This window comes from Porphyromonas levii, assembly GCF_018206105.1.
GTDB lineage: Bacteria > Bacteroidota > Bacteroidia > Bacteroidales > Porphyromonadaceae > Porphyromonas_A > Porphyromonas_A levii.
Genome location: NZ_JADRGN010000004.1, coordinates 18,622 through 40,004, shown reverse-complemented (window position 1 = coordinate 40,004; position 21,383 = coordinate 18,622). Strand labels below are relative to the sequence as shown.

18 protein-coding genes are annotated in these 21,383 nt (G+C 45.4%); 10 read left to right on the top strand and 8 right to left on the bottom strand.

Going from position 1 to position 21,383, the window contains the following annotated elements; all coding sequences use genetic code 11:
- Window positions 1-47 precede the first annotated feature (47 nt).
- The 9 genes from IX315_RS01640 to IX315_RS01600 all read left to right on the top strand — a co-directional run bounded on the left by IX315_RS01640 (window position 48) and on the right by IX315_RS01600 (window position 7,470).
- Window positions 48-1,292, top strand: a complete 1,245-nt coding sequence (locus tag IX315_RS01640; RefSeq protein WP_134849477.1) for a sigma-54 interaction domain-containing protein — start codon at window positions 48-50, stop codon at window positions 1,290-1,292.
- 3 nt (window positions 1,293-1,295) lie between these two features.
- Entirely contained in the window at window positions 1,296-1,808 is a 513-nt protein-coding gene (lptE, locus tag IX315_RS01635; protein ID WP_018358929.1) for an LPS assembly lipoprotein LptE, read from the top strand.
- Between the two features lie 10 nt (window positions 1,809-1,818).
- The gene (locus IX315_RS01630) at window positions 1,819-2,508 is read left to right on the top strand and encodes a hypothetical protein (protein WP_211642242.1); all 690 of its coding nucleotides are present in this window, start codon (window positions 1,819-1,821) and stop codon (window positions 2,506-2,508) included.
- A 75-nt stretch (window positions 2,509-2,583) separates the two neighbouring features.
- Window positions 2,584-2,964 carry a preprotein translocase subunit SecG gene (gene secG / locus IX315_RS01625; RefSeq protein WP_211635353.1) on the top strand — a complete coding sequence of 127 codons (381 nt, stop codon included), beginning with the start codon at window positions 2,584-2,586 and terminating at the stop codon, window positions 2,962-2,964.
- A 102-nt stretch (window positions 2,965-3,066) separates the two neighbouring features.
- Complete coding sequence (rpmB, locus tag IX315_RS01620) at window positions 3,067-3,324, top strand: 50S ribosomal protein L28 (protein ID WP_018358926.1); 258 nt, start codon at window positions 3,067-3,069, stop codon at window positions 3,322-3,324.
- Between the two features lie 28 nt (window positions 3,325-3,352).
- A complete protein-coding gene (gene rpmG / locus IX315_RS01615) occupies window positions 3,353-3,541 on the top strand; it encodes a 50S ribosomal protein L33 (RefSeq protein ID WP_018358925.1) in 189 nt (62 codons plus the stop codon).
- 51 nt (window positions 3,542-3,592) lie between these two features.
- Entirely contained in the window at window positions 3,593-3,745 is a 153-nt protein-coding gene (locus IX315_RS01610; protein WP_018358924.1) for a DUF4295 domain-containing protein, read from the top strand.
- Between the two features lie 144 nt (window positions 3,746-3,889).
- Window positions 3,890-5,749 carry a YgiQ family radical SAM protein gene (locus IX315_RS01605; protein ID WP_211837111.1) on the top strand — a complete coding sequence of 620 codons (1,860 nt, stop codon included), beginning with the start codon at window positions 3,890-3,892 and terminating at the stop codon, window positions 5,747-5,749.
- 209 nt (window positions 5,750-5,958) lie between these two features.
- Window positions 5,959-7,470: a Do family serine endopeptidase gene (locus IX315_RS01600; protein WP_134849473.1), complete on the top strand. Its 1,512-nt coding sequence runs from the start codon at window positions 5,959-5,961 to the stop codon at window positions 7,468-7,470.
- A 90-nt stretch (window positions 7,471-7,560) separates the two neighbouring features.
- Here the strand turns inward: IX315_RS01600 and IX315_RS01595 are convergent, their stop codons facing one another.
- A complete protein-coding gene (locus IX315_RS01595) occupies window positions 7,561-8,139 on the bottom strand; it encodes a DUF4126 domain-containing protein (protein ID WP_134849472.1) in 579 nt (192 codons plus the stop codon).
- 100 nt (window positions 8,140-8,239) lie between these two features.
- Here IX315_RS01595 and msrB point away from each other — a divergent pair, with 100 nt between their 5' ends.
- On the top strand, window positions 8,240-9,247 hold the full coding sequence (msrB, locus tag IX315_RS01590; protein ID WP_018358920.1) for a peptide-methionine (R)-S-oxide reductase MsrB: 1,008 nt from the start codon (window positions 8,240-8,242) through the stop codon (window positions 9,245-9,247).
- A gap of 95 nt (window positions 9,248-9,342) precedes the next feature.
- On the opposite strand, the gene IX315_RS01585 is transcribed toward msrB, so the two are convergent.
- The 7 genes from IX315_RS01585 to dnaG all read right to left on the bottom strand — a co-directional run bounded on the left by IX315_RS01585 (window position 9,343) and on the right by dnaG (window position 21,342).
- On the bottom strand, window positions 9,343-9,921 hold the full coding sequence (locus IX315_RS01585; RefSeq protein ID WP_018358919.1) for a hypothetical protein: 579 nt from the start codon (window positions 9,919-9,921) through the stop codon (window positions 9,343-9,345).
- Between the two features lie 277 nt (window positions 9,922-10,198).
- Window positions 10,199-12,052 carry an ABC transporter ATP-binding protein gene (locus IX315_RS01580; protein WP_211635347.1) on the bottom strand — a complete coding sequence of 618 codons (1,854 nt, stop codon included), beginning with the start codon at window positions 12,050-12,052 and terminating at the stop codon, window positions 10,199-10,201.
- Between the two features lie 528 nt (window positions 12,053-12,580).
- The gene (locus IX315_RS01575; RefSeq protein WP_134848948.1) at window positions 12,581-13,504 is read right to left on the bottom strand and encodes a RagB/SusD family nutrient uptake outer membrane protein; all 924 of its coding nucleotides are present in this window, start codon (window positions 13,502-13,504) and stop codon (window positions 12,581-12,583) included.
- A gap of 145 nt (window positions 13,505-13,649) precedes the next feature.
- Complete coding sequence (locus IX315_RS01570) at window positions 13,650-16,892, bottom strand: S41 family peptidase (RefSeq protein WP_211635345.1); 3,243 nt, start codon at window positions 16,890-16,892, stop codon at window positions 13,650-13,652.
- Between the two features lie 135 nt (window positions 16,893-17,027).
- Window positions 17,028-18,338 carry an ABC transporter permease gene (locus IX315_RS01565; RefSeq protein WP_018357374.1) on the bottom strand — a complete coding sequence of 437 codons (1,311 nt, stop codon included), beginning with the start codon at window positions 18,336-18,338 and terminating at the stop codon, window positions 17,028-17,030.
- Window positions 18,331-19,320, bottom strand: a complete 990-nt coding sequence (locus tag IX315_RS01560) for an ABC transporter ATP-binding protein (RefSeq protein ID WP_134848946.1) — start codon at window positions 19,318-19,320, stop codon at window positions 18,331-18,333. Before IX315_RS01560 ends, IX315_RS01565 begins: the two co-directional genes overlap by 8 nt.
- Before the next feature lie 6 nt (window positions 19,321-19,326).
- Window positions 19,327-21,342 (bottom strand): DNA primase, encoded by a 2,016-nt coding sequence (gene dnaG, locus IX315_RS01555; protein WP_211639607.1) that lies wholly within the window; start codon window positions 21,340-21,342, stop codon window positions 19,327-19,329.
- Window positions 21,343-21,383: the final 41 nt, after the last annotated feature.

Sequence of the window (21,383 nt, the reverse complement as noted above, 5' to 3'; positions counted from 1 at the left end):
GTCGGTGAAAAGAGGTATCTTTGGAGTCATGTAAGGAGAATACAAACATGAGCGGAATAGTAACAAAGGAAAATATACAAAGAGCGAAGCAGCGCTTTGGCATTGTAGGCAACTCGGGAGCTCTGAATAGAGCTATTGAGGTGGCTCTGCTTATTGCTCCTACTGATGTGAGTGTGCTAGTAACAGGTGAGAGTGGTGTGGGCAAAGAGAATTTCCCCAAAATCATCCACCATAATAGCATACGTAAGCATGGGGCTTTTGTAGCTGTCAACTGTGGCGCTATTCCTGAAGGAACTATCGACTCGGAACTATTTGGACATAAGAAGGGATCATTTACCGACGCCGTAACTGAGCGCAAGGGCTATTTTGAGGTTGCGGATGGTGGTACGATTTTCCTCGACGAGGTGGGAGAACTTCCTCTTGCTACTCAAGCACGCCTATTGAGGGTGCTTGAATCGGGGGAATTTATGAAGGTCGGTTCGTCTGATGTACAGCGAACGGATATCCGTGTGGTAGCTGCAACAAATGTAGACCTAGAGGAAGCTGTGAAAGAGGGGAAGTTTAGGCAAGACCTTTATTATCGACTCAATACGGTAACTATCGAGCTTCCACCACTAAGAGATAGAGGGAGCGATATTGGGCTACTATTCAGGAAGTTTGCAAGTGACTTCGCCGATAAGTATCAGATGCCACCTATTCGGCTAGATGACGAAGCGCTTAATGTATTGGAGATGTATTCGTGGCCGGGCAATATCCGTCAGTTACGCAATTTATCGGAGCGATTAAGTGTAATCGCTGAGGATAGAACCATCTCGAGGGAGGTACTGGAGCAAAACCTCCCTGCAAATGCGCTGGTACGCCACCCCGCTCTACTCAGCGACCGACCTCGTTTCGACGCACAACAGGAAGCATTTGGACAAACAGCCTCAAATGCTACTTTGGGTGCACTTTATGCTATGCTCCACGATGTACAGGGAAATGTAACAGAGCTCACCCAGCTACTCTATCGGATACTCCAAGGGCAGCAGTATATGCCACAGCAAGTGCACAGCATAGAGGCTCCACAGTCTAATCCAATCAATGAGGTACGCCGTACCAATAAGGGCGAAGAAATTACAACTGTGGAAGACTTCCATGACTTGCTAGAGGATGGCGAAGTGGTCACGCTCAAAGAAATGGAAGCACGGTACATTGAATTTGTACTCGAGCGTAATAATGGTGCAAGAAGAAAGACAGCTGAGGACTTGGATATTTCGGAGCGCACCCTCTATCGTAAACTTAATAGAGAGTAAGTGATGAAGAAGTACACATTATATATATGGAGTGTGGTATTGGTTCTACTGATGAATGGATGCTCTGTATCCTACAGTCTTAATGGAGCCAGTATTGACTACACTAGGGTAAAGACAATCAACATTGCTGACTTTCAGAACCTTGCACCTATTGTCTACCCACCTCTAGCCCAAAAGCTATCAGAAGATCTGAAGGATAGATTCCAGAAGCAAACACGACTCAGTCAGACTACTAAGATTGGGGATCTCAATATCGAAGGTGAGATAGTTGGTTACGACCTAGCGGCAGAGGCTGTCCAGGCTGATGCCTATGCAGCTCGCACCAAGCTAACCATGAGGGTTAATGTCCGCTATAATAATACGGTGGATGAGAAAGAAAGCTTTGAGCGGGAGTTTACATCGTTCGTCTCATTCGACAGCTCACAGATGTTTACTAATGTGCAAGATCAACTGGTAGAGGACCTCACAAAGGATATCATCAACCAGATATTCAATGCCACTGTAGAAAATTGGTAATATATCCTGTATGACAAGAGAAGACCTAGGACAACTTATTGCGAATCCCCAACAGGCGAATAGTGACCAGCTATCTGAACTACTTACCCTAAGCCAGCAGTATCCCTATTGTGCACCGCTTCAAAGCCTGATATTGGTGCTACTGCATAGGGTAAATGATCTCCGGTTTTCTAGTGAACTACACGAAAGAGCCCTTGTATTGCCCGACCTAAGACGATTATTCTTCCTACTCAATTCGATGTCCGCACCAGAAGTGACAGTTAAAAGAGAGGAAACGGGGAAAGAGCAAGATAGTTTCAGCCTCATAGATAGTTTCCTGGAAGAGCACCCAGAAGATAGCTCCGAAATCGAACTTCTATTTGTACCACCTTCTACAGATGCAAAGGAAGAACAACAAAGGAAGAACGAAGATTTGATAGCGCTTTTTTTGGAACAAGGAGAGAAAGCAGAGACCATCCAGCCCCTTATCCCAAAGGAAAAACTTGAAGCTACGCGTAATATCCCACCAAATAATAACGCCAACGACGAGGACGAACTATTTACAGAAACCTTAGCTCGCATGTATATAAAGCAAGGGAAATTCGAACGGGCAGAGCGTATATTAAGGCAAATATATTTGGAATTTCCAAAAAAAAGTGGTTACTTTGCCGAACAATTAAATTTCCTAGAGAAATTGATTAAAAATAACGAGGTTAGGTAGGTAGAACTGCGCTTCCTAGAGCCGAGCTCCCTACCTTGCCTTGAAGTGATTATAACAAAGAAGTAAAGAGAGCGTATGTATGTATTTCTTTCGATACTGATAGTACTGCTTGCTATCGTATTGGTGTTTGTGGTAACGATCCAAAACTCTAAGGGTGGTGGTCTAGCTGCTGGTTTTGCATCTAGCAACAATGTGATGGGCGTCCGTCGCACTACCGACCTAATCGAGAAGATTACTTGGGGCTTAGCAATTGCCATCGCTGTATTAGCAATCCTTACTGTAAGGTGGGCTCCAAGCAATGCTAGCAACCAGCCTGAGAGTGTCATTATGGACAAAGTTAATGAGATTCAGCTCCCAGCTCCAGTAGATGCACAGCCATTTGGCGAGGTAGAAGTTCCAGCCAATGAGACTCCAGTAGAGGCTCCAGCTCCAACAGAAGCTACACCTGCTGAGTAATTGCAGAATAGGCATTTAGTGTAGAGAATGCTTGGTAATCTCAATTATTTTTGGTTACTTTGCACACCGTAAGTATAATACAAGTATATAATAAAGATAGAGATGTCACGAATTTGTCAAATCACTGGCAAGAAGGCTATGACTGGAAACAACGTTTCTCACTCTATGAGGAGGACTAAGCGTGTTTTCAATCCTAATCTTTTTGACCGTAAGTTTTACTGGCCTGAGGAGGACTGCTGGATTAAAATCCGTGTCTCTGCAGCTGGTCTACGCCTAATCAACAAGATTGGTCTAAATGCAGCACTAGAGCAGGCTAATGCTAAGGGTCACCTCACTGAGGTATTGATTCTGGATAAGTAATTAACCCAATTGGAAGGAGAGATAGCGTATGTCTAAGAAGAGCAAAGGCGATAGAGTACAGGTAATCCTTGAGTGCACTGAGCACAAGGAGAGTGGCCTGCCAGGTACCTCTAGGTACGTGACTACCAAAAATAAGAAGAATACTACTGGTCGTCTAGAACTTAAGAAGTACAATCCAATCCTAAAGCGCATGACTGTGCATAAGGAAATCAAATAAGGATTAAGAGAAGAGAATTAAACATTAACCGATTAAAAGGAGGAGCAGATCATGGCAAAAAAAGCAATGTCTAAGCTGCAGAAAGGTGATGGACGTACCTTCTCTAAGGTCATCAAGATGGTGAAGTCACCTAAGACTGGGGCTTACACTTTCAAGGAAGAAATGGTACCTAATGAGATGGTAAAGGATTACTTCAAGAAGTAAACCCACACCTACTGCAATTCAAAACGAGGGGAGTACCTTGGTCGTAATAGAAGAACGCCATAGGTAAAAAGTAGAAGCTTAAAGGGTAAGATGCAACCTTTTAAGCTTTTTACTTTATATGGAGCATCAAAGAAAGGGATAAGCATGAAAAGGGATCTTAAGGATTGGTTGCCAATTTCTAAAAAGGAGGTGGCTCTGCGAGGCTGGGACGAACTAGATGTCATCATCTTCAGTGGAGACGCCTACGTAGACCATCCTTCCTTTGCCAATGCCGTAATAGGGAGGGTTCTAGAAAGCGCAGGATACAGAGTAGCTATTATTCCACAGCCCAATTGGAGAGACGACCTCAGAGACTTTAAGAAGCTTGGGAAACCGAGACTATTCTTCGGGGTATCGCCAGGAAATATGGATTCTATGGTTAACCACTATACCGCGGCTAAACGCAAAAGATCTGACGACGCTTATACCCCAGATGAGCGATCTGATATGCGACCAGACTACCCCAGCTTGGTATATAGCAAGATTCTTAGAGGACTTTACCCCGACACTCCTATTGTACTTGGCGGCATAGAGGCTTCCCTTCGTCGTCTTACCCACTACGACTACTGGCAGGACAAACTACTGCCAGGGATGCCCTACATGAGCAATGCCGACCTCGTAATATACGGACTAGGAGAAAAGTCCGTATTAGATATTGCGTCACTATTGGACCAAGGAGCTTCTCTTGATAATATCCGACAACTTCCACAGGTAGCCTACACTGTCCCCATTAAAGACTTTGTTGCTAAGGACAACGACATAAAGCTCAATAGCCACGAGGCTTGCTTGAGTGATAAGCTTAGCTATGCTAAGAACTTCAGGAGAATAGAGGAGCAAAGCAACTCGCTCAATGCACATCGCCTCACTCAGGAGGTAGGGGATCAAGTGATTGTAGTCAATCCGCCCTACCCTCTTCCTACTACTGAAGAGGTGGATCAGTACTATGCCCTCCCCTATACACGACTCCCCCACCCCCGTTATCAAGGCAAAACAATCCGTGCCTACGAAATGATTAAGCACTCTATCAATATGCATAGAGGCTGCTTTGGTGGGTGTGCTTTCTGTACTATATCAGCGCACCAAGGCAAGTTCATTGTCTCTCGCAGCCAAGAGTCCATCGTAGAGGAAGCAAAGCAAGTCACTCAGATGCCTGACTTCAAAGGTTATATCAGTGACTTAGGCGGACCGAGTGCCAACATGTACCAGATGAGAGGCAAAGATCTATCCATCTGCGAGAAATGCCTCCGTCCCTCCTGCCTTCATCCCAAGATATGCCCCAATCTCAATGCCGATCATACGCCCATCCTAGAGGTGTATAAGAAAGTGGATGCACTGCCAGGAATGAAGAAGAGCTTTATTGGCAGTGGTGTCCGGTACGACATGCTCACCCACCAATTCAAGGATGAACGCCTCAATGAAGCGGCAAAACAGTATACTGAGGAGCTCATCACCAATCATGTCTCAGGGCGACTCAAGATAGCACCAGAGCATACTTCTCCCAGAGTACTCCAGCAGATACGCAAACCGAGTTTCGACAACTTCTATACCTTTAAGCGTGAGTTCGATCGCATCAATCACGAGAAAGGTCTACGCCAACAGCTCATCCCATACTTCATCAGTAGTCATCCCGGCTGTACCGAAAAGGATATGGCGGATCTAGCTTTGCTTACCAAGTCTCTCAATTTTCAGCTAGAGCAGATCCAAGACTTCACCCCCACTCCCATGACGGTCTCCACAGTAATCTACTACAGTGGCTACCATCCCTATACCCTAGAGAAAGTAGCTACTGCACATACCAAGACCGAAAAGGAAGCCCAACGCCAGTACTTCTTTTGGTACCAGCCAGATAAGAAAGCGGGCATCATAAAGTCGCTCAGGAGAATAGGCAGACCTGATCTCATCGAGAAACTATTCGGTCAGGCATCTAAACCCACCACTAATAAGAAGAGAAAGAAGAAGCGCTAGTAAACTTATATGTTGTAAAATAAGACTTTAACCGAGTTAATCAAAGTAAAGACAAAGGCATGCCCAACTGGGTATGCCTTTAATTTGTTAAAATAAAACCTAGAGCACTTGCAAACCTCCCCTTTAATCCTTTTATTTGTCATACAAAACAAAGGGAAGAGCACTTCCCTATGGGACAAAGGTAATTCTTCAAGAAAGAACAGATTGAAATGAAAAGAGGATTAATAATCGCAGCCATTGCGCTTGGAAGCTCCGTAGTTGGAGCTATTGGAGGTGCCGCTCTCTACTCTGGCACCTCAGGTTATTTTGCATCTTACCCTACCGAGCTTCAGGGCGAGGGGGCAAAGGTCATTGATTTATTCAATCAACCCCACATGACACCGACCGCTTACTCTTCGACCAGTACCCCCCAGGACTTTGTCGAGGTAGCTGAAAGAAGTATCAACGGTGTGGTAAATATTCGTAGCGAAGTCACTATTAACCAACGTCAAAGTCCTCGTTACATCGACCCCTTCGAGTTTTTCTTCGGCATCCCTGGGAATGAGGGATATCCATCTGAGCAACAGAAAATACCAACTAAGGTAGGGCTCGGATCAGGTGTGATTATCAGCACTGACGGGTATATCATTACTAATAACCATGTAGTAACGGGAGCCTCTCGACTCACAGTGAGCACCAACGACAATGAGGAATACGAAGCGATAATCGTCGGTGCCGATCCTGCTACAGACATTGCCCTTCTCAAGATCGACGCCAAAGGTCTTCAGCCAATCCCCTTTGGAGATAGTGAAAACCTTCGAGTGGGCGAATGGGTACTAGCCATTGGAAACCCCTTTAATCTACAGAGCACCGTAACAGCTGGTATCGTCAGCGCCAAAGGACGTAGCACTATGGGACAAGGGGATCTACAAGTGACCTCATTTATACAGCACGATGCAGCAGTCAACCCTGGCAATTCAGGTGGTGCCTTAGTCAACACTCGTGGAGAATTAGTAGGTATCAACACCATGATTTATTCCCAGACAGGGAGCTACGCTGGCTACTCTTTTGCAGTACCAGCAAGTATTGCTAGCAAAGTCGTTGCCGACCTCAAGCGATACGGCACCGTTCAGAGAGCAATATTGGGTATAATGGGTGGCGATATTAATAGTGAGATAAAGAAGGAGTACGACCTCAAGGTTACCGAAGGTGCTTTCATTGCTGACTTCTCCAATGGTAGCTCTGCCCGAAAGGCCGGAATCGAAGTCGGAGACGTCATTACAGCTATCAATGGCACCTCCATCCGCAATATGGCAGGTCTTCAGGAGCAGGTCAGCAAGTACAGCCCTGGTGATACGGTAGAGATTACGGTCAACCGAAAGGGTAGCACCAAGCAATACAAAGTTGTGCTAAAGAATAGCGAAGGGACTACCGAAATAGTAGAGCAGTCTAGCTTCTCATCTCTAGGTGCCACCTTCAAAGCGGTCGATAAAGAGACTGCCAACCAGCTAGGCATCCGCTATGGCGTAAAGGTTACAGGCGTAGATAACAACGGCAAAATGGCAGAGGCAGGTATTACCAAAGGCTTTGTCATCTTAGAAATCAATAATAGCCCTGTACGAAGTGAGAAAGACATCGAGAGTATCACTCAACAGATTATCGCTAAGTCTGCCGACAAAGTACTCTTCATCAAAGGCATACTCCCCAACGGACGGATAAGATACATAGCTGTAGAGCTATAAGTCAATATAATGCTTGTGATTCAATAGTTTATTGTTTTTTGTGATTCTGAAGGAAGCCTCGGCACTGTGAAGAGTGTCGGGGCTTTTTATTCAGGCAATTGTCCTATGCTTACGTTGCCACCTTTTCACGATTGAGACAACAACAGCTATCACAAGGACAATAGCAATAAGAGCAACTAAGATCGGCAAAAATAGAGCGCCAATAGATAGCCCCACCGCTCCTACATTTTCCCCAGTCGAGACTACCGAATTGCCCGTACCCGCAGTGGCTTGCGAAGAGAGCAGACGAGAGAACACACTTCCACTCTGCACCACAGCCGATACACCACCTCCCACTATGAAGCCTGTCACCCATCTGGTCAAGCTCTCATCTATAGGCAATACCGAGGTCATCAGTAATGTCCCACCAATCACGGCCATTGGCGTAGCAATAATATCCAAAGCATTATCGATAAATGGCACATAATAAGCCATAATCTCTACAACTGCCGCTACTGCAAAGGTGACCAATGCTGGCGTACTGCCCAGCCACTCAAAGCTTTCATTAAGCGGTAATACACCGAAGTAAGCAGCAACACTTGCTACCAACATCGGGACAAAGACTCTAAAACCAGTACTGGCACTCAGACCTATTCCCAGCGCAACTGCTACAATAATTCCTGCATCCATAGCTATAACTAATCATAAATTACGTTGTAAAGGTACATAAAACCCATATATGCCGAATATTTTATTAGCTTTGCTGCTATAATAGTACACGTATAAAGGTATGAAAGAGACTTTTCTTATAATTTATCTAGCAGGTGGCTGCTTTTGGGGCGTGGAGCATTACATGAAATTGCTCCCTGGAGTGGTAGAGACAGAAGTAGGTTATGCCAATAGCATCAAAGAGAATCCCTCTTATCAGGAGGTTTGCACAGGCAAGACCAATGCAGTAGAGACGGTAAAGGTAGTATACGATTCAGAAAAGACATCGCTTAGTTTCCTTCTGGATCAATATGCTTTGATTATCAACCCTACCTCAGTCAATCAGCAAGGCAATGACATCGGCACACAGTACCGTACAGGCATTTATTACACCGATCCAGCTGATCGCCCTATCGTAATGAACGCCTTGGCACGCATCCAGAGTAAATATACCAAGGTCGTAATGGTAGAAGCGAAACCGCTCAAGAACTTCTACCCTGCGGAGCAGATGCACCAAGACTATCTCGATAATACCCCTGGAGGGTATTGCCATATACCTGTCGAGATGTTTGGAATGGCAAAGAGGGCTAAGGTAGATCCTAAGAGCATCGAGTCGGATGCAAAGATAAGGGCAAGAGAGCGAGCAAAGCTATCTGACAATGCTACGAACCTCCGCAAGCGACTTACACCTATCCAGTTTCAAGTCACCCAAAACGAAGCTACTGAGCGACCTCATGCCAATGAGTACGACCAAAACTTCGAAGAGGGCATCTATGTCGATATTGTTTCTGGGGAGCCACTTTTCAGTTCACGCGATAAGTTCGATGCTGGCTGTGGATGGCCATCCTTCTCCAAGCCTATCGGCACACAGACCATTCGAGAACTCGAAGATCACAAACTAGGCTATGAACGTACCGAAGTAAGAAGCACCTCAGCCAATAGTCACCTTGGTCACGTCTTTAAGGATGGACCTAAAGAATTGGGCGGACTACGTTATTGCATCAATAGTGCCTCACTACGCTTTATTCCTCTTGGGAAGATGAAAGAAGAAGGCTACGGAGACTATCTCTATCTCTTCAAAGAAGATTAAGAAGTTTCCACCAGATATATTAAGCATAATGAGTAGTGGCTACACCAACCTCATAGGTCAGTGTAGCCACTAGTTCAATTATAGAATCGTAAGCCTTAGAAATTGTAGACGAGACCTAAATCCCATCTTAAGTCTATCACTCCATAAGTAGTCTGTGCTTTATCAGCAAGCGCAAAACCTACTGTAGGAAGCAAAGCTGCTTTAATATTTAAGCGATCGAAAATGTTGTACATATAGCCTACATTGAATATCAATAGAGCTTCATTTTCCAACTTATAAACATCTTTTGAACGGTTAAGTGCAAACTTCCACTGATGATGGTTGTACTGTGCATCTAGCCCTAGGTAAAAACCACTATTATTTGGCATTACTTTTGGGTACCATCTTGCTCCAGCGTTAATAAAGGGCATAAGACCACCATACTCGGTAACAAATGCTACTTTACGATTGCTTTGCTCATAGGGTTGCAACCGGTGATAAGCAAGAATACCAGTGCTGTAACGCATGGTAAAATGCTTACTAATTGGGTGTTCATACACAATGCCATTTCGATAACCCAACTCCACTCCCCAAGCAGGGATAATAACTTCTTGATTATCCTGTTGTGCGAAAGACATAGTAGTCCCGAACAGAAGAACAGCAACAGCAATAAATGCTCTTAAATGTAGCTTCATGTGATAAAATATCTAAAATTAAACGATTAACATGTTAGTCTGTAACCTACCCAGTTATCAAGGTAGCCACACGCATAAAAAGAACCAGAAATAAGTTTCGAATCAAGACAAGCAATATTAGGCTGCTCGTTGAAAACCCAACTCATTTGTTGTGCAAAATACTTTATTTGATGAAAAACTTAACCGGCGGCAAAGATACAAAAAAAACTAACTTAACCAAAAGTTTCTATTTATCTAAGATTCAAAAGTAGTATAGGGGTATGCATGAATGATAGTATTACTTGAAGGATTGTAGGGCAACTAATCTTGCGTACTTACCATTGAGTGCCAATAGCTCGCTATGAGTGCCCTCCTCCACAATCTCACCCTGGTCGAGCACCACGATCTTATCGGCACCCGTTATTGTGGAGAGTCGGTGGGCAATCACTATGGTCGTTCGCCCCTGCATCAGACGTTCCAAAGCCTCCTGAACCAATCGCTCCGACGCAGTATCCAGGGCCGAAGTTGCTTCATCTAGAATCAGGATCTCCGGATCCTTGAGGATAGCTCGTGCTATACTCAGTCGTTGGCGCTGTCCGCCACTCAGTTTGCCTCCACGATCACCAATATTGGTATCGTATCCCTGTGACAATTCTTGAATAAATTCATCCGCATTAGCTACCTTCGCCGCTGCTACCACAGACTCTCGCGAAGCTGCAGTATTACCAAAGGCAATATTATTGTGCACTGTGTCGTTAAATAAGATAGCCTCCTGATTGACATTCCCCATCAGTCTACGCAAGTCTAGCATCCTCAGCTCCCTAATATCCACACCATCGATAGACACTGCACCTTTCTGTACATCGTGGAAACGTGGCAGGAGGTCCACCAAGGTACTTTTACCTGAACCACTAGCCCCTACTATAGCTACGGTCTGTCCTTTTTGTATCTGGAGGTTTATATCCTTCAGCACCCAGGTATCAGCATACCTAAAGGAGACCTCTTTCAGAGTGATGGCCTTATCGAAGTGTACCTCCTTGGGTGCCACAGGGTCCTTGATATTGCTCTCAGCCAAAAGAATCATATCTACGCGCTCCATACTAGCAAAACCTCTCTGTATTGCATAGCTAGCCCTAGAGAGATCTTTGGCAGGATTGATGATGCTATAAAAGATCACTAGATAGTAGATAAAGGTACTTGCCTGTAGTCCACTATCATGCCCTAAGATAAGCGTACCTCCATACCAGAGCACAATAGCTATCGTTGCTGTCCCCAGAAACTCACTCATAGGATGCGCCAACTGCTGACGGCGAGATACACGCATGGAAGTTCGCCTAAAATCTTCATTGTGCCTAGCAAAGCGCTCCCGCATCATATCCTCAGCATGAAAAGCCTTGACAATCCGAAGCCCTCCCAGTGTCTCTTCTATAATGCTAATCAGCATACCCCACTGCTCCTGTGCCAATAGCGATGATTTCTTGAGATGCTTACCCACCTGCCCCATTATATATCCGGCAATCGGTAAGAGTACGAAGACGAAAATAGTAAGCTCCGTGCTTATCACCAGCATAGCGATAAGAGAGATAATAATCATCAGAGGGTTCTTAATTATAGACTCCAGAGAGGTAATGATGGAGCTCTCTATATTATTGACATCACCAGTCACCCTCGCAATAATATCTCCCTTTCGTTCATCACTAAAAAAGGCGATCGGGAGCTCCATAATCTTATCATTGATGCTATTACGGATATCCCGTACCACTCCGGTCTGCACCGGAATCATACAGTAAAATCCCATATAAGCACTCATCACCTTAAGGAAAGTAATCACCACGAGGTACACGCCCAATACAATCAAAGCATTTGAGGCACCATACTGAGTGATAAGATAAGTAATGTAGTAAAAAAAGTTATTTTGTACCGTATCCGTTAGCCGAGACAAACCTCCACTACTCCATAGCTGAATAGAATCCCATGGAATAAAGCTATATACGGTATTATCCAGTTTGAAAAGGATATTGAGTATCGGAATAACCAGCGAAAAAGCCAATAGATTGAGTATAGGTGTGAGGGCATTAAAAAATATATTGCCCACCACATACCACTTGTATGGTGGAATAAAACGGCGAAGAGTACGAAAAAGCTCCTTCATCTAACTTATAATAATCTAATAAATACACGGCAAAGATACCAATTTTGAGGATGTTGCACGAAAGAGAACCCAAAGGCTTACCCGATAGTCGAAAGACTATTGCAATAATATAACCCTCAATTCCTATGAAATATAAGTCCACTTGTCTGTTATCGCTACAACCTTTTTCTAAGACCCTATATCAGTAAAATTTATTCCTAGAGATAAATATATTTATTTGTACAGAAAAATATTTTTATTTGTACAGAAAAATAAATTTATTCCTAGGAACAAATTTGCCCGCTCCCGCTTGTCACAACTGGCGCTCGCCTGAGCGATTACGGTTAGTGAATAGAACACCACAATCCGCTAGGGGTCGTGATCAGGCATTACGAACAATTAGAGCATACATTTGCGCAATGTTCGGAAGCCCGAATGCTAAAGGATCGCTCTTGTTTCTTTCGTGCAACTGTTTCACAAAAAGAGGATGCATTGGAACGGTAATTCCAACACATCCTCTTTTTGTGAATAATTCTATCGTTAAGTCTCTTAAAAACCAGGGTTTTGCTGAGTAGCTAAGGCTGGGGTGTTCTTGATGTCATCGAATGGAATAGGCCAGATAAACTTAGGATTATCGGCAGGTATCTTGAGTTCGAGATTATCAGGATTAAGGAACACACTTCCCATGATAGGGTCTTCCTGCGGGTCATGTCTCTGCATCCCTTCGCCCCAACGGCGGAGATCCCATAGACGGAAGCCCTCGAAGGCAAACTCTCTAGCGCGCTCCTTTTTGATCTCGGAGAATAGCTCTGCTCCCTTAAGAGCGATTGGCTGTAGTCCTCTACTCTCCTTTAGGGCATTTAGATATTTGATAGCATTGGCTTCGTCTTTCAGTAGGTAGGCAGCTTCGGAAGCGATGAGATAAAACTCCGCTATGCGGAATATCTTAGGCGCATTCAAGCCATTCGGGATGTATCCGCCCCAGTGCTTGTACTTTACTTCGTCCTTGGCATCGGAATACTCTTGGTTTCCTTTATTCTTTGCAACGACGTAGATGTCTGAAGCCGTAAAGGCGTCTAGGTAGTTGACATACTGAGGTTCAAAGTAAAGGTTCTTACGCAAGTCCTTATCGTCGTACATCTCTACCACCCATACTGAGGGGATAAAGCTAGGACTATTGGCACCTACTGTACCATCCTCGTCCTCACAAGAGAGAGAAATATCTGGACCATATAGCGATGTGCCAGGGGCTAGTTCATCGGGCCTTTGGATATTGAGCGTTAGGATTGTCTCAGCCGACTTGTCGTGCAGCCACATATCCTCAAATGCTTTTGCCTCTGGGGCATTGAGTGGATAGCGCTTGGTATCGATGAGTTTTAGGGCAGCTTCGTATGCACCCTTCATATCATTCATGTAAAACTTCACTCTAGACTCAAGCGCAGTAATAGCATCAAAATTTATTTCGGCAGCCATTGGGGCGACTACCCTCTCTGGGACGGGCTTGTGGGGTAGTATCGGTCGATAGTTTACTGGTTGCCAGATGTATATACAGCGACAGAGGGTGGCTGCCCATGTTGGGACAACCACCCTCTGTCGTTACAAATATTTTGGACGTTCCTTACTTCAGTAGCTCTTTCACGGCAGCCTCCATCTGACTGTCTTGACCATTGAGCGCTTTCTTGAAGTCGAGTCGAACCTTGACATCGGGCTCAAGCTCAAAGTTCTCTAGGTAATACCCTTCGGCAGTCTTGTAGCCCACAGCTGGGATACCGAAGTAGACAGATGGGTCTTGTAGGGTTACCCAGTTGACACTCGTCATGGTACCAGGTACTGGCATACCAACGAGCTTGCCGATACCCATGTGCTTGTAGACCCATGGTGAACCATGTGCATTTGAGTAGTCTGCCTCGCACATTACCATCACACTTGGCTTTGTCCAACGCTTAGAAGGCATATCGCAATAGTACTCGCCACGAATCTCTTGGGTGAGGTACTTAGTACCCGATAGGAATACCTCGATGTCCTCGTGCAGACGTCCACCACCATTGTAGCGAATATCTACTACCAAGCCTTCACGCTGATAGTACTTACCCATGGCATCGGCGTACATGCGGCGGAAACTAGCATCGTCCATGCTTGATATATGTACATAGCCTAGGCGGCCATTAGATAGGCGATCTACCTCTGCAGCACGCTGCTTTACCCAGCGTTCATAGAGCAAACCAGAAAGCCTACTACTGCTGATTGGCTTCACTACCTCCTCGTAGGTCTTACCAGTCTCAGGAGAGTAGAATGTGAAGAGGACGTTCTTACCTGCTTTGCCTGCAAGCAATGGGAAGAAGTCGGTATCCTTTGTAATCTCCACGCCATCTATCTTGGCAAGGAAGTCTCCTACCTTTACCTTGCTGAGATGAGTATCGAAAGGACCGCCCACTATTACCTCCTCAATCTTGAGCCCCTCATCGGTTGCCACAGAGAGATCAAAGAATAGACCGGTCTCTGCTACCTTATCTGCACGATTAGGGGCACCATAACCGCTACCAGTATGAGAGACATTCAGCTCGCCGAGAATCTCGGAGAGCATCTCTGAGAAGTCATAGTTGTTATTGATATGAGGAAGGAACTTCCGGTACTCCTTTGTCATAAACTCCCAGTCTACTCCGTGCATATCCTTCACATAGAAACGCTCCTGCTCTTCCTTCTTCATAAAGTCGAACATAAACTCGCGCTCTGCCTCAGCATTGAGATCCATCTCTGCACGCACCGATACTCTATCCATCTTCTCGCTAGAGAGGTTCATCTTCTGGATACTTCCACCACTAATGAAGAAGAGGTTGCTCTCCTTAGCATCGGGCTGGAACTGTGCATAAGAGCCATCCAGCTTCTTGAGAAGCTTATTATCGCCCTTACGAAGATCCATTACCCAAAGGTCATAACCACCCTCAAAGGCAGCCATATAATAGAGTTTCTTACCATCCTTAGTGATATAAGCGTCTCCGAGGTTGCTAGAAGCAGGGGTAAGGCGTACAATGCGGTCTTTGATATTATCGAGTTCTACAAGGATACCCTTAGCGTCGTCTTTCTTGTCGTCGCTCTTCTTATCCTTCTCTTCGCTCTTCTCAGCTTCTTTTGCCTTCTTCCCCTCCTCTGTCATAAGCTCGTACTCCTCCTCATTGAGGCGATATTTATCGTAAGCTTCACGGTTGAGGAAGACAATCATAACGTCGCTCATAGAGCCCCAGCTAGCGTGGTTGCGCATTCCATACTCCTCAGAAGCATAGATAATAGCATTGCCACCCATTACGAAACGTGGGTTAGAATTGAAGTAGCCACTCTGAGTGATATTGGTGAGCTTACCGCTCTTCGCATCCATAAGAACGATATCGGTAAATGGCTCATGGTGATTATCTACTAGCTCAAGAGCAATCCACTTGCTATCGGGTGACCAAGTGAAGTTGATGCCACCATCCTTCGAGGTGGTATGGCGTCCGTCATACACCTCTCTTACTTTGCCACTCTCTACATTGTAGATAGCAATCTTCCTGCGATCCTTAACGAATGCAATCTCCTTGCCATCGGGTGAGAACTGTGGATACATCTTCTCCGACTTATCTCCAGGGATAAGCTTTTGCTCATCGATAAGCGTAGCATTGGCAAAGTTAGGATCATTGCTCCGAGCCATCTTGGCGATATATAGGTCGCTCTGACCACCGCGCAACGACTCGTACACGATACTCCTATTGTCGCCACCAAAAGAGACACCACGCTCCATAGCTGCGGTATTGGTGATGCGCTTAGTAGTAGAGTAGTCTGTACTTGCAACAAAGACCTCACCACGAACGATGTATGCCACCATCTTGCCGTCAGGAGAAACCGATGCAGAGGTCACGCCACGGGTAAACGTTAGCTTCTTGCTCTGGCTTTCGTCCAAATCATTGAGGATAGAGATATTCACCTTTGTAGGTGCACTGCCCTCCCTCATGGTATATATTTTACCATCGTAGCCGAAGCAAAGGGTTCCGTTGTTGGCTACAGAAAGGAAGCGAACTGGATGAATGTCAAAGCTAGTAAGCTGAGTAGCGCTAGCTTCTCCTTTGCTGCTGAGTGGCTGTTTGAATACATTAAATGTACCAGCACGCTCACTAAGGAAATAGAAGTGGTTGCCATCGGGTGCGTAGACGGGATTACGATCCTCTCCCTTCCAAGACACCAGTTGTTCGTAGCTCTTGTTCTTGAAGTCGTAAAGGTAGATATCCTTAGTCACTGACGAAGTGTGGTGCTTACGCCACATATTCTCCATACCCTTGGTATCCTCATAGAGTAGGAAGCGACCATCCTTACTGATCTCGCCATCTGACACTGGCGTAGGAATCTCTAGCGTAGTACGCCCTCCCGCTACAGGCACCTTGTACACTTCGTTGAGACGACTCATAGGGAAGATGACACTAGATGCAGGATCCTGAATATGTGCCATGTAATAGATATACTTACCATCAGGTGAGAAGGCAAGTGGTGCAGTAGAGGTCGAATGTGTGGTGACCCTCTTGGCACCTCCACCATTAGCACTCATCACGTACACGTCCATGCTCCCTTGGTAGCGGTCACTCACAAAAGCAATCTGGCTACCATCAGGGCTCCATAGTGGTTGTGATTCGTACGCCTCATTGGTCGTAAGGCGTATTGCCTGACCGCCACTGGCAGATACCTTGTAGATATCTCCCTTGTAGGCAAATGCAATCTCCTGTCCGTTAGGAGAGATGGCTGGATAGCGCATCCATAAAGGTTCGTCAGCTGCATGAGCTATACCCCCAAGGCAAAGCACTCCTACAGCCGCAAGCAAACTCTTCGTAATACTCATCATGTAGGTTAAAAACTTTCTATTAATAAATACTCTCTAGGCACAAATTTAGTCATATTTAGTCATATACTTCACAGAAAGAGCTGTGCAATTGCCATATAACAACTGCACAGCTCCAAAACTACCTGATAGCCAAGGTTACTTGTACTTCACCCACTTTACCAGTTCCTTGAAACTAGGTTTCTTTCCATACATCAAAAGACCTACTCGGAATACTTTAGCTGCAGCCCATACAAAGAAAACAGTCGTAGCCACCATGACTACAGCCGATAGTACTATTTGCCATACCGGAGGGGCAAAGGGCAAGCGAACCATCATTACATTTGGTGCTACAAACGGGATAAACGAGCCCCATAGAGCAAGAGGCCCATTGGGGTTCTCTGCAGAGTAGAGCGCAGCATAAAAAGCAAACATAAAGAGGAGGGTTATAGGCAGACTCATCTGTTGGATATCCTCGTCGCTATCAAACGCTGCTCCCATAGCTGCATATATACTTGCGAAAGAAAGGTAAGCACAGATAAAAAAGAAGACAAAGGCCCATATCATACCAGCAAAGTCAAATGACGTCAGCGGCATAAGTACATCTTGGATAAACTCTGCATCAACCCCTGAGGTCATCGCATTTTGTGTGAGCTGATCCATATCTATAGTCACATTGGAGAGGAATACGGCCTGCATCACAAAGAAGCCAATAGCACCGAGGATAATCCAGATACCCAACTGGGTTAGTCCCACAAGGGCCACAGCAACCATTTTGGCAAATAGAAGGGTCGTAGGCTTGACCGAAGAAGCGATAATCTCCACAATCCTATTCTTCTTCTCCTCCTGCACACTCGTCATTACCATACTACCATAAGTGATAACGAAGAAAAAGAGCATGATATTGAATGCCTGTCCTATTATCATTGCCACAGTAGAAGATGCTGCTTGCTCCTCCCCATCCTTACTCCATTGTACTTCAGATATTGATAGATTGACCTTAGTATCATCTATAATTTGTTCAAGATTAGGGATATCGTAGGAGGCTATTTTCTCTTTCCTTAGTGCTGGTTGTAGATCGTCATTGATAGTAGTCTGGAGTGTAGGAGGAATAGTGGAATGGCTAAATATAGTAATCCCCTTAGGATTCTCTAGCAAGTCTTCGGTAATCAGTACATAAGCATAGATATCTTCCGACTTATTTTTCCGAGCTTCCGAGATCTCCATATCGCTCTTCACAAACTTGATACCCTCCTTTGGGTTGTCCTGAAGATAGCTCATGTACTTCCCCGTTTGGTCTATCACCATCACCTTCTTCTCGGATGTATCCTTGGCATTCATCCCGAGGAATAGTGGGATTGCGATAATCAGTATAAAGATTAGAGGGGTAAAGATAGTCAGAAGCACAAAAGACTTCTTCTTTACCTTTACATTGTACTCCCTCTGCATTACGATCCAAAACTTATTCATGGGCACCTCCCTTCTTGTACAATTTGCTCTCTGCTTCGCTAGTCTCATAGCCATTAACCTGGCCTGTCTTATTCACCATATCTAGGAATATCTCATGCATGTCAGGGATAATCTCCTCAAAACTAATCACACTGCCGCGGTTGTTCCACTCGGTAATGATTTCTCGTGCAGGTAGCTTATTGATATTCTCCAATATAAGCTCGGTACGACCATAGCTATCCTGTTCACATCGCTGCACATGGTACCTACTATCAATATCCTCAGGCAGCTGCAGTGGCTCCTCGAAGAGGAAACGGTAAGCATTGCCCTTGTAGCTCTGCTTCACACTATATACATCCCCCTGTAGCACTACGCGCGAACGGTTGATTAGCGAAATATTATCGCACAATTCCTCCACACTCTGCATGTTGTGGGTAGAGAAGATAATAGTATGCCCCTTAGCCTTGAGGCGGAGCATCTCATTCTTAAGAATCTCTGCATTAATGGGGTCGAATCCGCTAAAGGGTTCATCGAATATCAATAGTCTAGGCTCGTGCATCACAGTACAGATAAACTGCACCTTCTGTGCCATACCTTTCGATAGTTCCTCTACCTTCTTATTCCACCAAGGGAGGATATCAAACCGCTCAAACCACTTCATAAGGATTCTCTTGGCATCAGGCTTCGATAGTCCTTTCAGCTGAGCCAGATAAATAGCCTGATCCCCCACCTTCATCTTCTTGTATAGTCCTCGCTCCTCAGGAAGGTAGCCTATACGCTCCAAGTCTTTTGCCTCAAAGGGGTGACCATCGAAGATAATCTCACCACTATCAGGAGCCGTAATCCTATTGAGGATACGGATAAGTGTGGTCTTTCCCGCTCCATTTGGTCCCAGTAGTCCATACACCTTGCCCTCGGGGACACTCAGACTCACATGGTCGAGCGCTCGATGCTTATCGTAGTCCTTGACTACATCTTTTACTTCTACTACGTTGCTTGTCATATATGCTTAATTCAGTAACTTATTCTTTGATGATATTATACGATCCCCCAGCATCCTACTCATATTTCTCTTTAGTTCGTTGTACTCACTCAATCGCCCGAGTAATTCCTTCACCTGCTCCTTATCCGAAGGATCAACTTTAGCTATTTCACCGAGCACCGACTTCACTTGCTCCTCCACCTTGTGAAGCTTTAGGGACAATACATCCCTCATTAGGAGCTTCACCACTTCCTCCTCCTCTGCCTGTTCACTGATATACCTATCATGAATAGGGCTTAGCGACAATTTATTAGTCACGTAATCATCGGCGTACTTAAAGATGGTCTCATTCTCCATACGGGTGAGAAACTTACCCACCTCTAGCTCGGGATTCTTCTCCTGAGCCTCTATTAGCACATCCAGCATTAGTTGGAAGTTATCGCTTAGTCCTCCTACCTCCCTTATATCCATAGTAGTATCATAGACCACCTCTATACCATTCGCCCCGATCTGCCCCGATGTCATCTGGTAGTCCGAAATAAAAGTCATTCCATAGTCTATCAAGTCGTGCATTAGTGGAAGTTCGTATGGTGCAAAAGGATTCTTAATCTTTTGTTTAGGGATATTCGACGCTACCTGACCACTAGGAGCCTTAGTCGAAAGATTGGGCAACTCATGTGGTGGAACCACAGTAGGAGCCTCCACTGTCCGCTGTCTGCTCCTCAGTGCCTCTTGGTGGCGGTCGCCACGTATCTGATTCACTCTCTGGGTAAGTGCCTCATGCGTCACCTCCATTTTGGCACTCAGTTCTCCTAGATACAGCTCCCTTGTTATCTGATTATCGATAAAAGCAATAGACTGTGCTAGCTCCTCAATTACAGACGCCTTACCCTGCGGAGTCGCACCATGCTCTGCTTCCAGCATACGGCTTTTGAAGAATAGTCCATCTTCCTCGTGCTCCTTAATATACTTCTGAATATCCTCAAGGGTATGTGCCTGAGCAAATGAGTCTGGATCCTCCCCATCTGGAAGGAGCAAGACATTGACCTTCATATCCTTTTCGAGACAAACATCCAGCCCTCTCAGAGCGGCTTTGATACCAGCTCCATCGGCATCGAAGAGTAGAGTAACATTGGAGGTCAGTCGCTTGATATGCTGTACCTGTGTAGACGTAAGGGCTGTACCACTACTAGCCACCACATTCTTAATCCCCTTTTGGCTCATGGATAACACATCCATGTACCCCTCAATCACGATACACTTATCCTCTTTAGATATATGGCGCTTAGCGAAGAAAAGCCCATACAGCTCATTACTCTTATCATAAAGCTCTGAAGCAGGGCTATTGATATACTTGCCCACATGCTCCATCTTCTTGAGGATACGCCCGCCAAATCCTACCACATTACCGCTAGAACTGTGGATAGGGAATATCACGCGCTCTCGATACCTATCAATATAGTCCCCTTTTTGGGTCTTCATAATGAGCCCTAGCTCCTCTAGGACGGATAGCTCTACCCCTTTTTCCTCCGCCCGCTTGACCAAGTAGTCCCAAGTACTAGGTGAATAACCTAGCTCAAACTCCTTGATGGTCTCATCGGTAATCCCTCGCTCCCTAAAGTATGCCAAGCCAACTCGCCTGCCCTCTGCCCCTTGGTGCATAGCATTGACAAACTCATCTCGCGCAAAGGCATTGGCATTGATTAGCTTCTCCCTTTGGCTCTTGCGCTCCATCTGCTCGGGAGTCAGCTCCCGCTCCACCACCTCTATCCCATATTTCCGACCAAGATACTTGACAGCCTCAGGGAAAGAAAGGTGTTCGTGCTTCATGATAAAAGAGACAGGAGTACCCCCTTCGCCACAGGCAAAGCACTTACAGATATTCTTGGAGGTAGAGATGTGCATAGAGGGTGTCCTATCATCGTGAAAAGGGCAAAGCGCTACAAAGTCTTTGCCCTTACGATGGAGTGTTAGGAAGTCCCCTACCACATCAGCTATCTCAGCTCTATCGAGTATCTGATTTACTGTCCTTTCGTCAATCATCTTTTCGATGAAGTAAATAGATAGTAGAGACGCAACCAGTT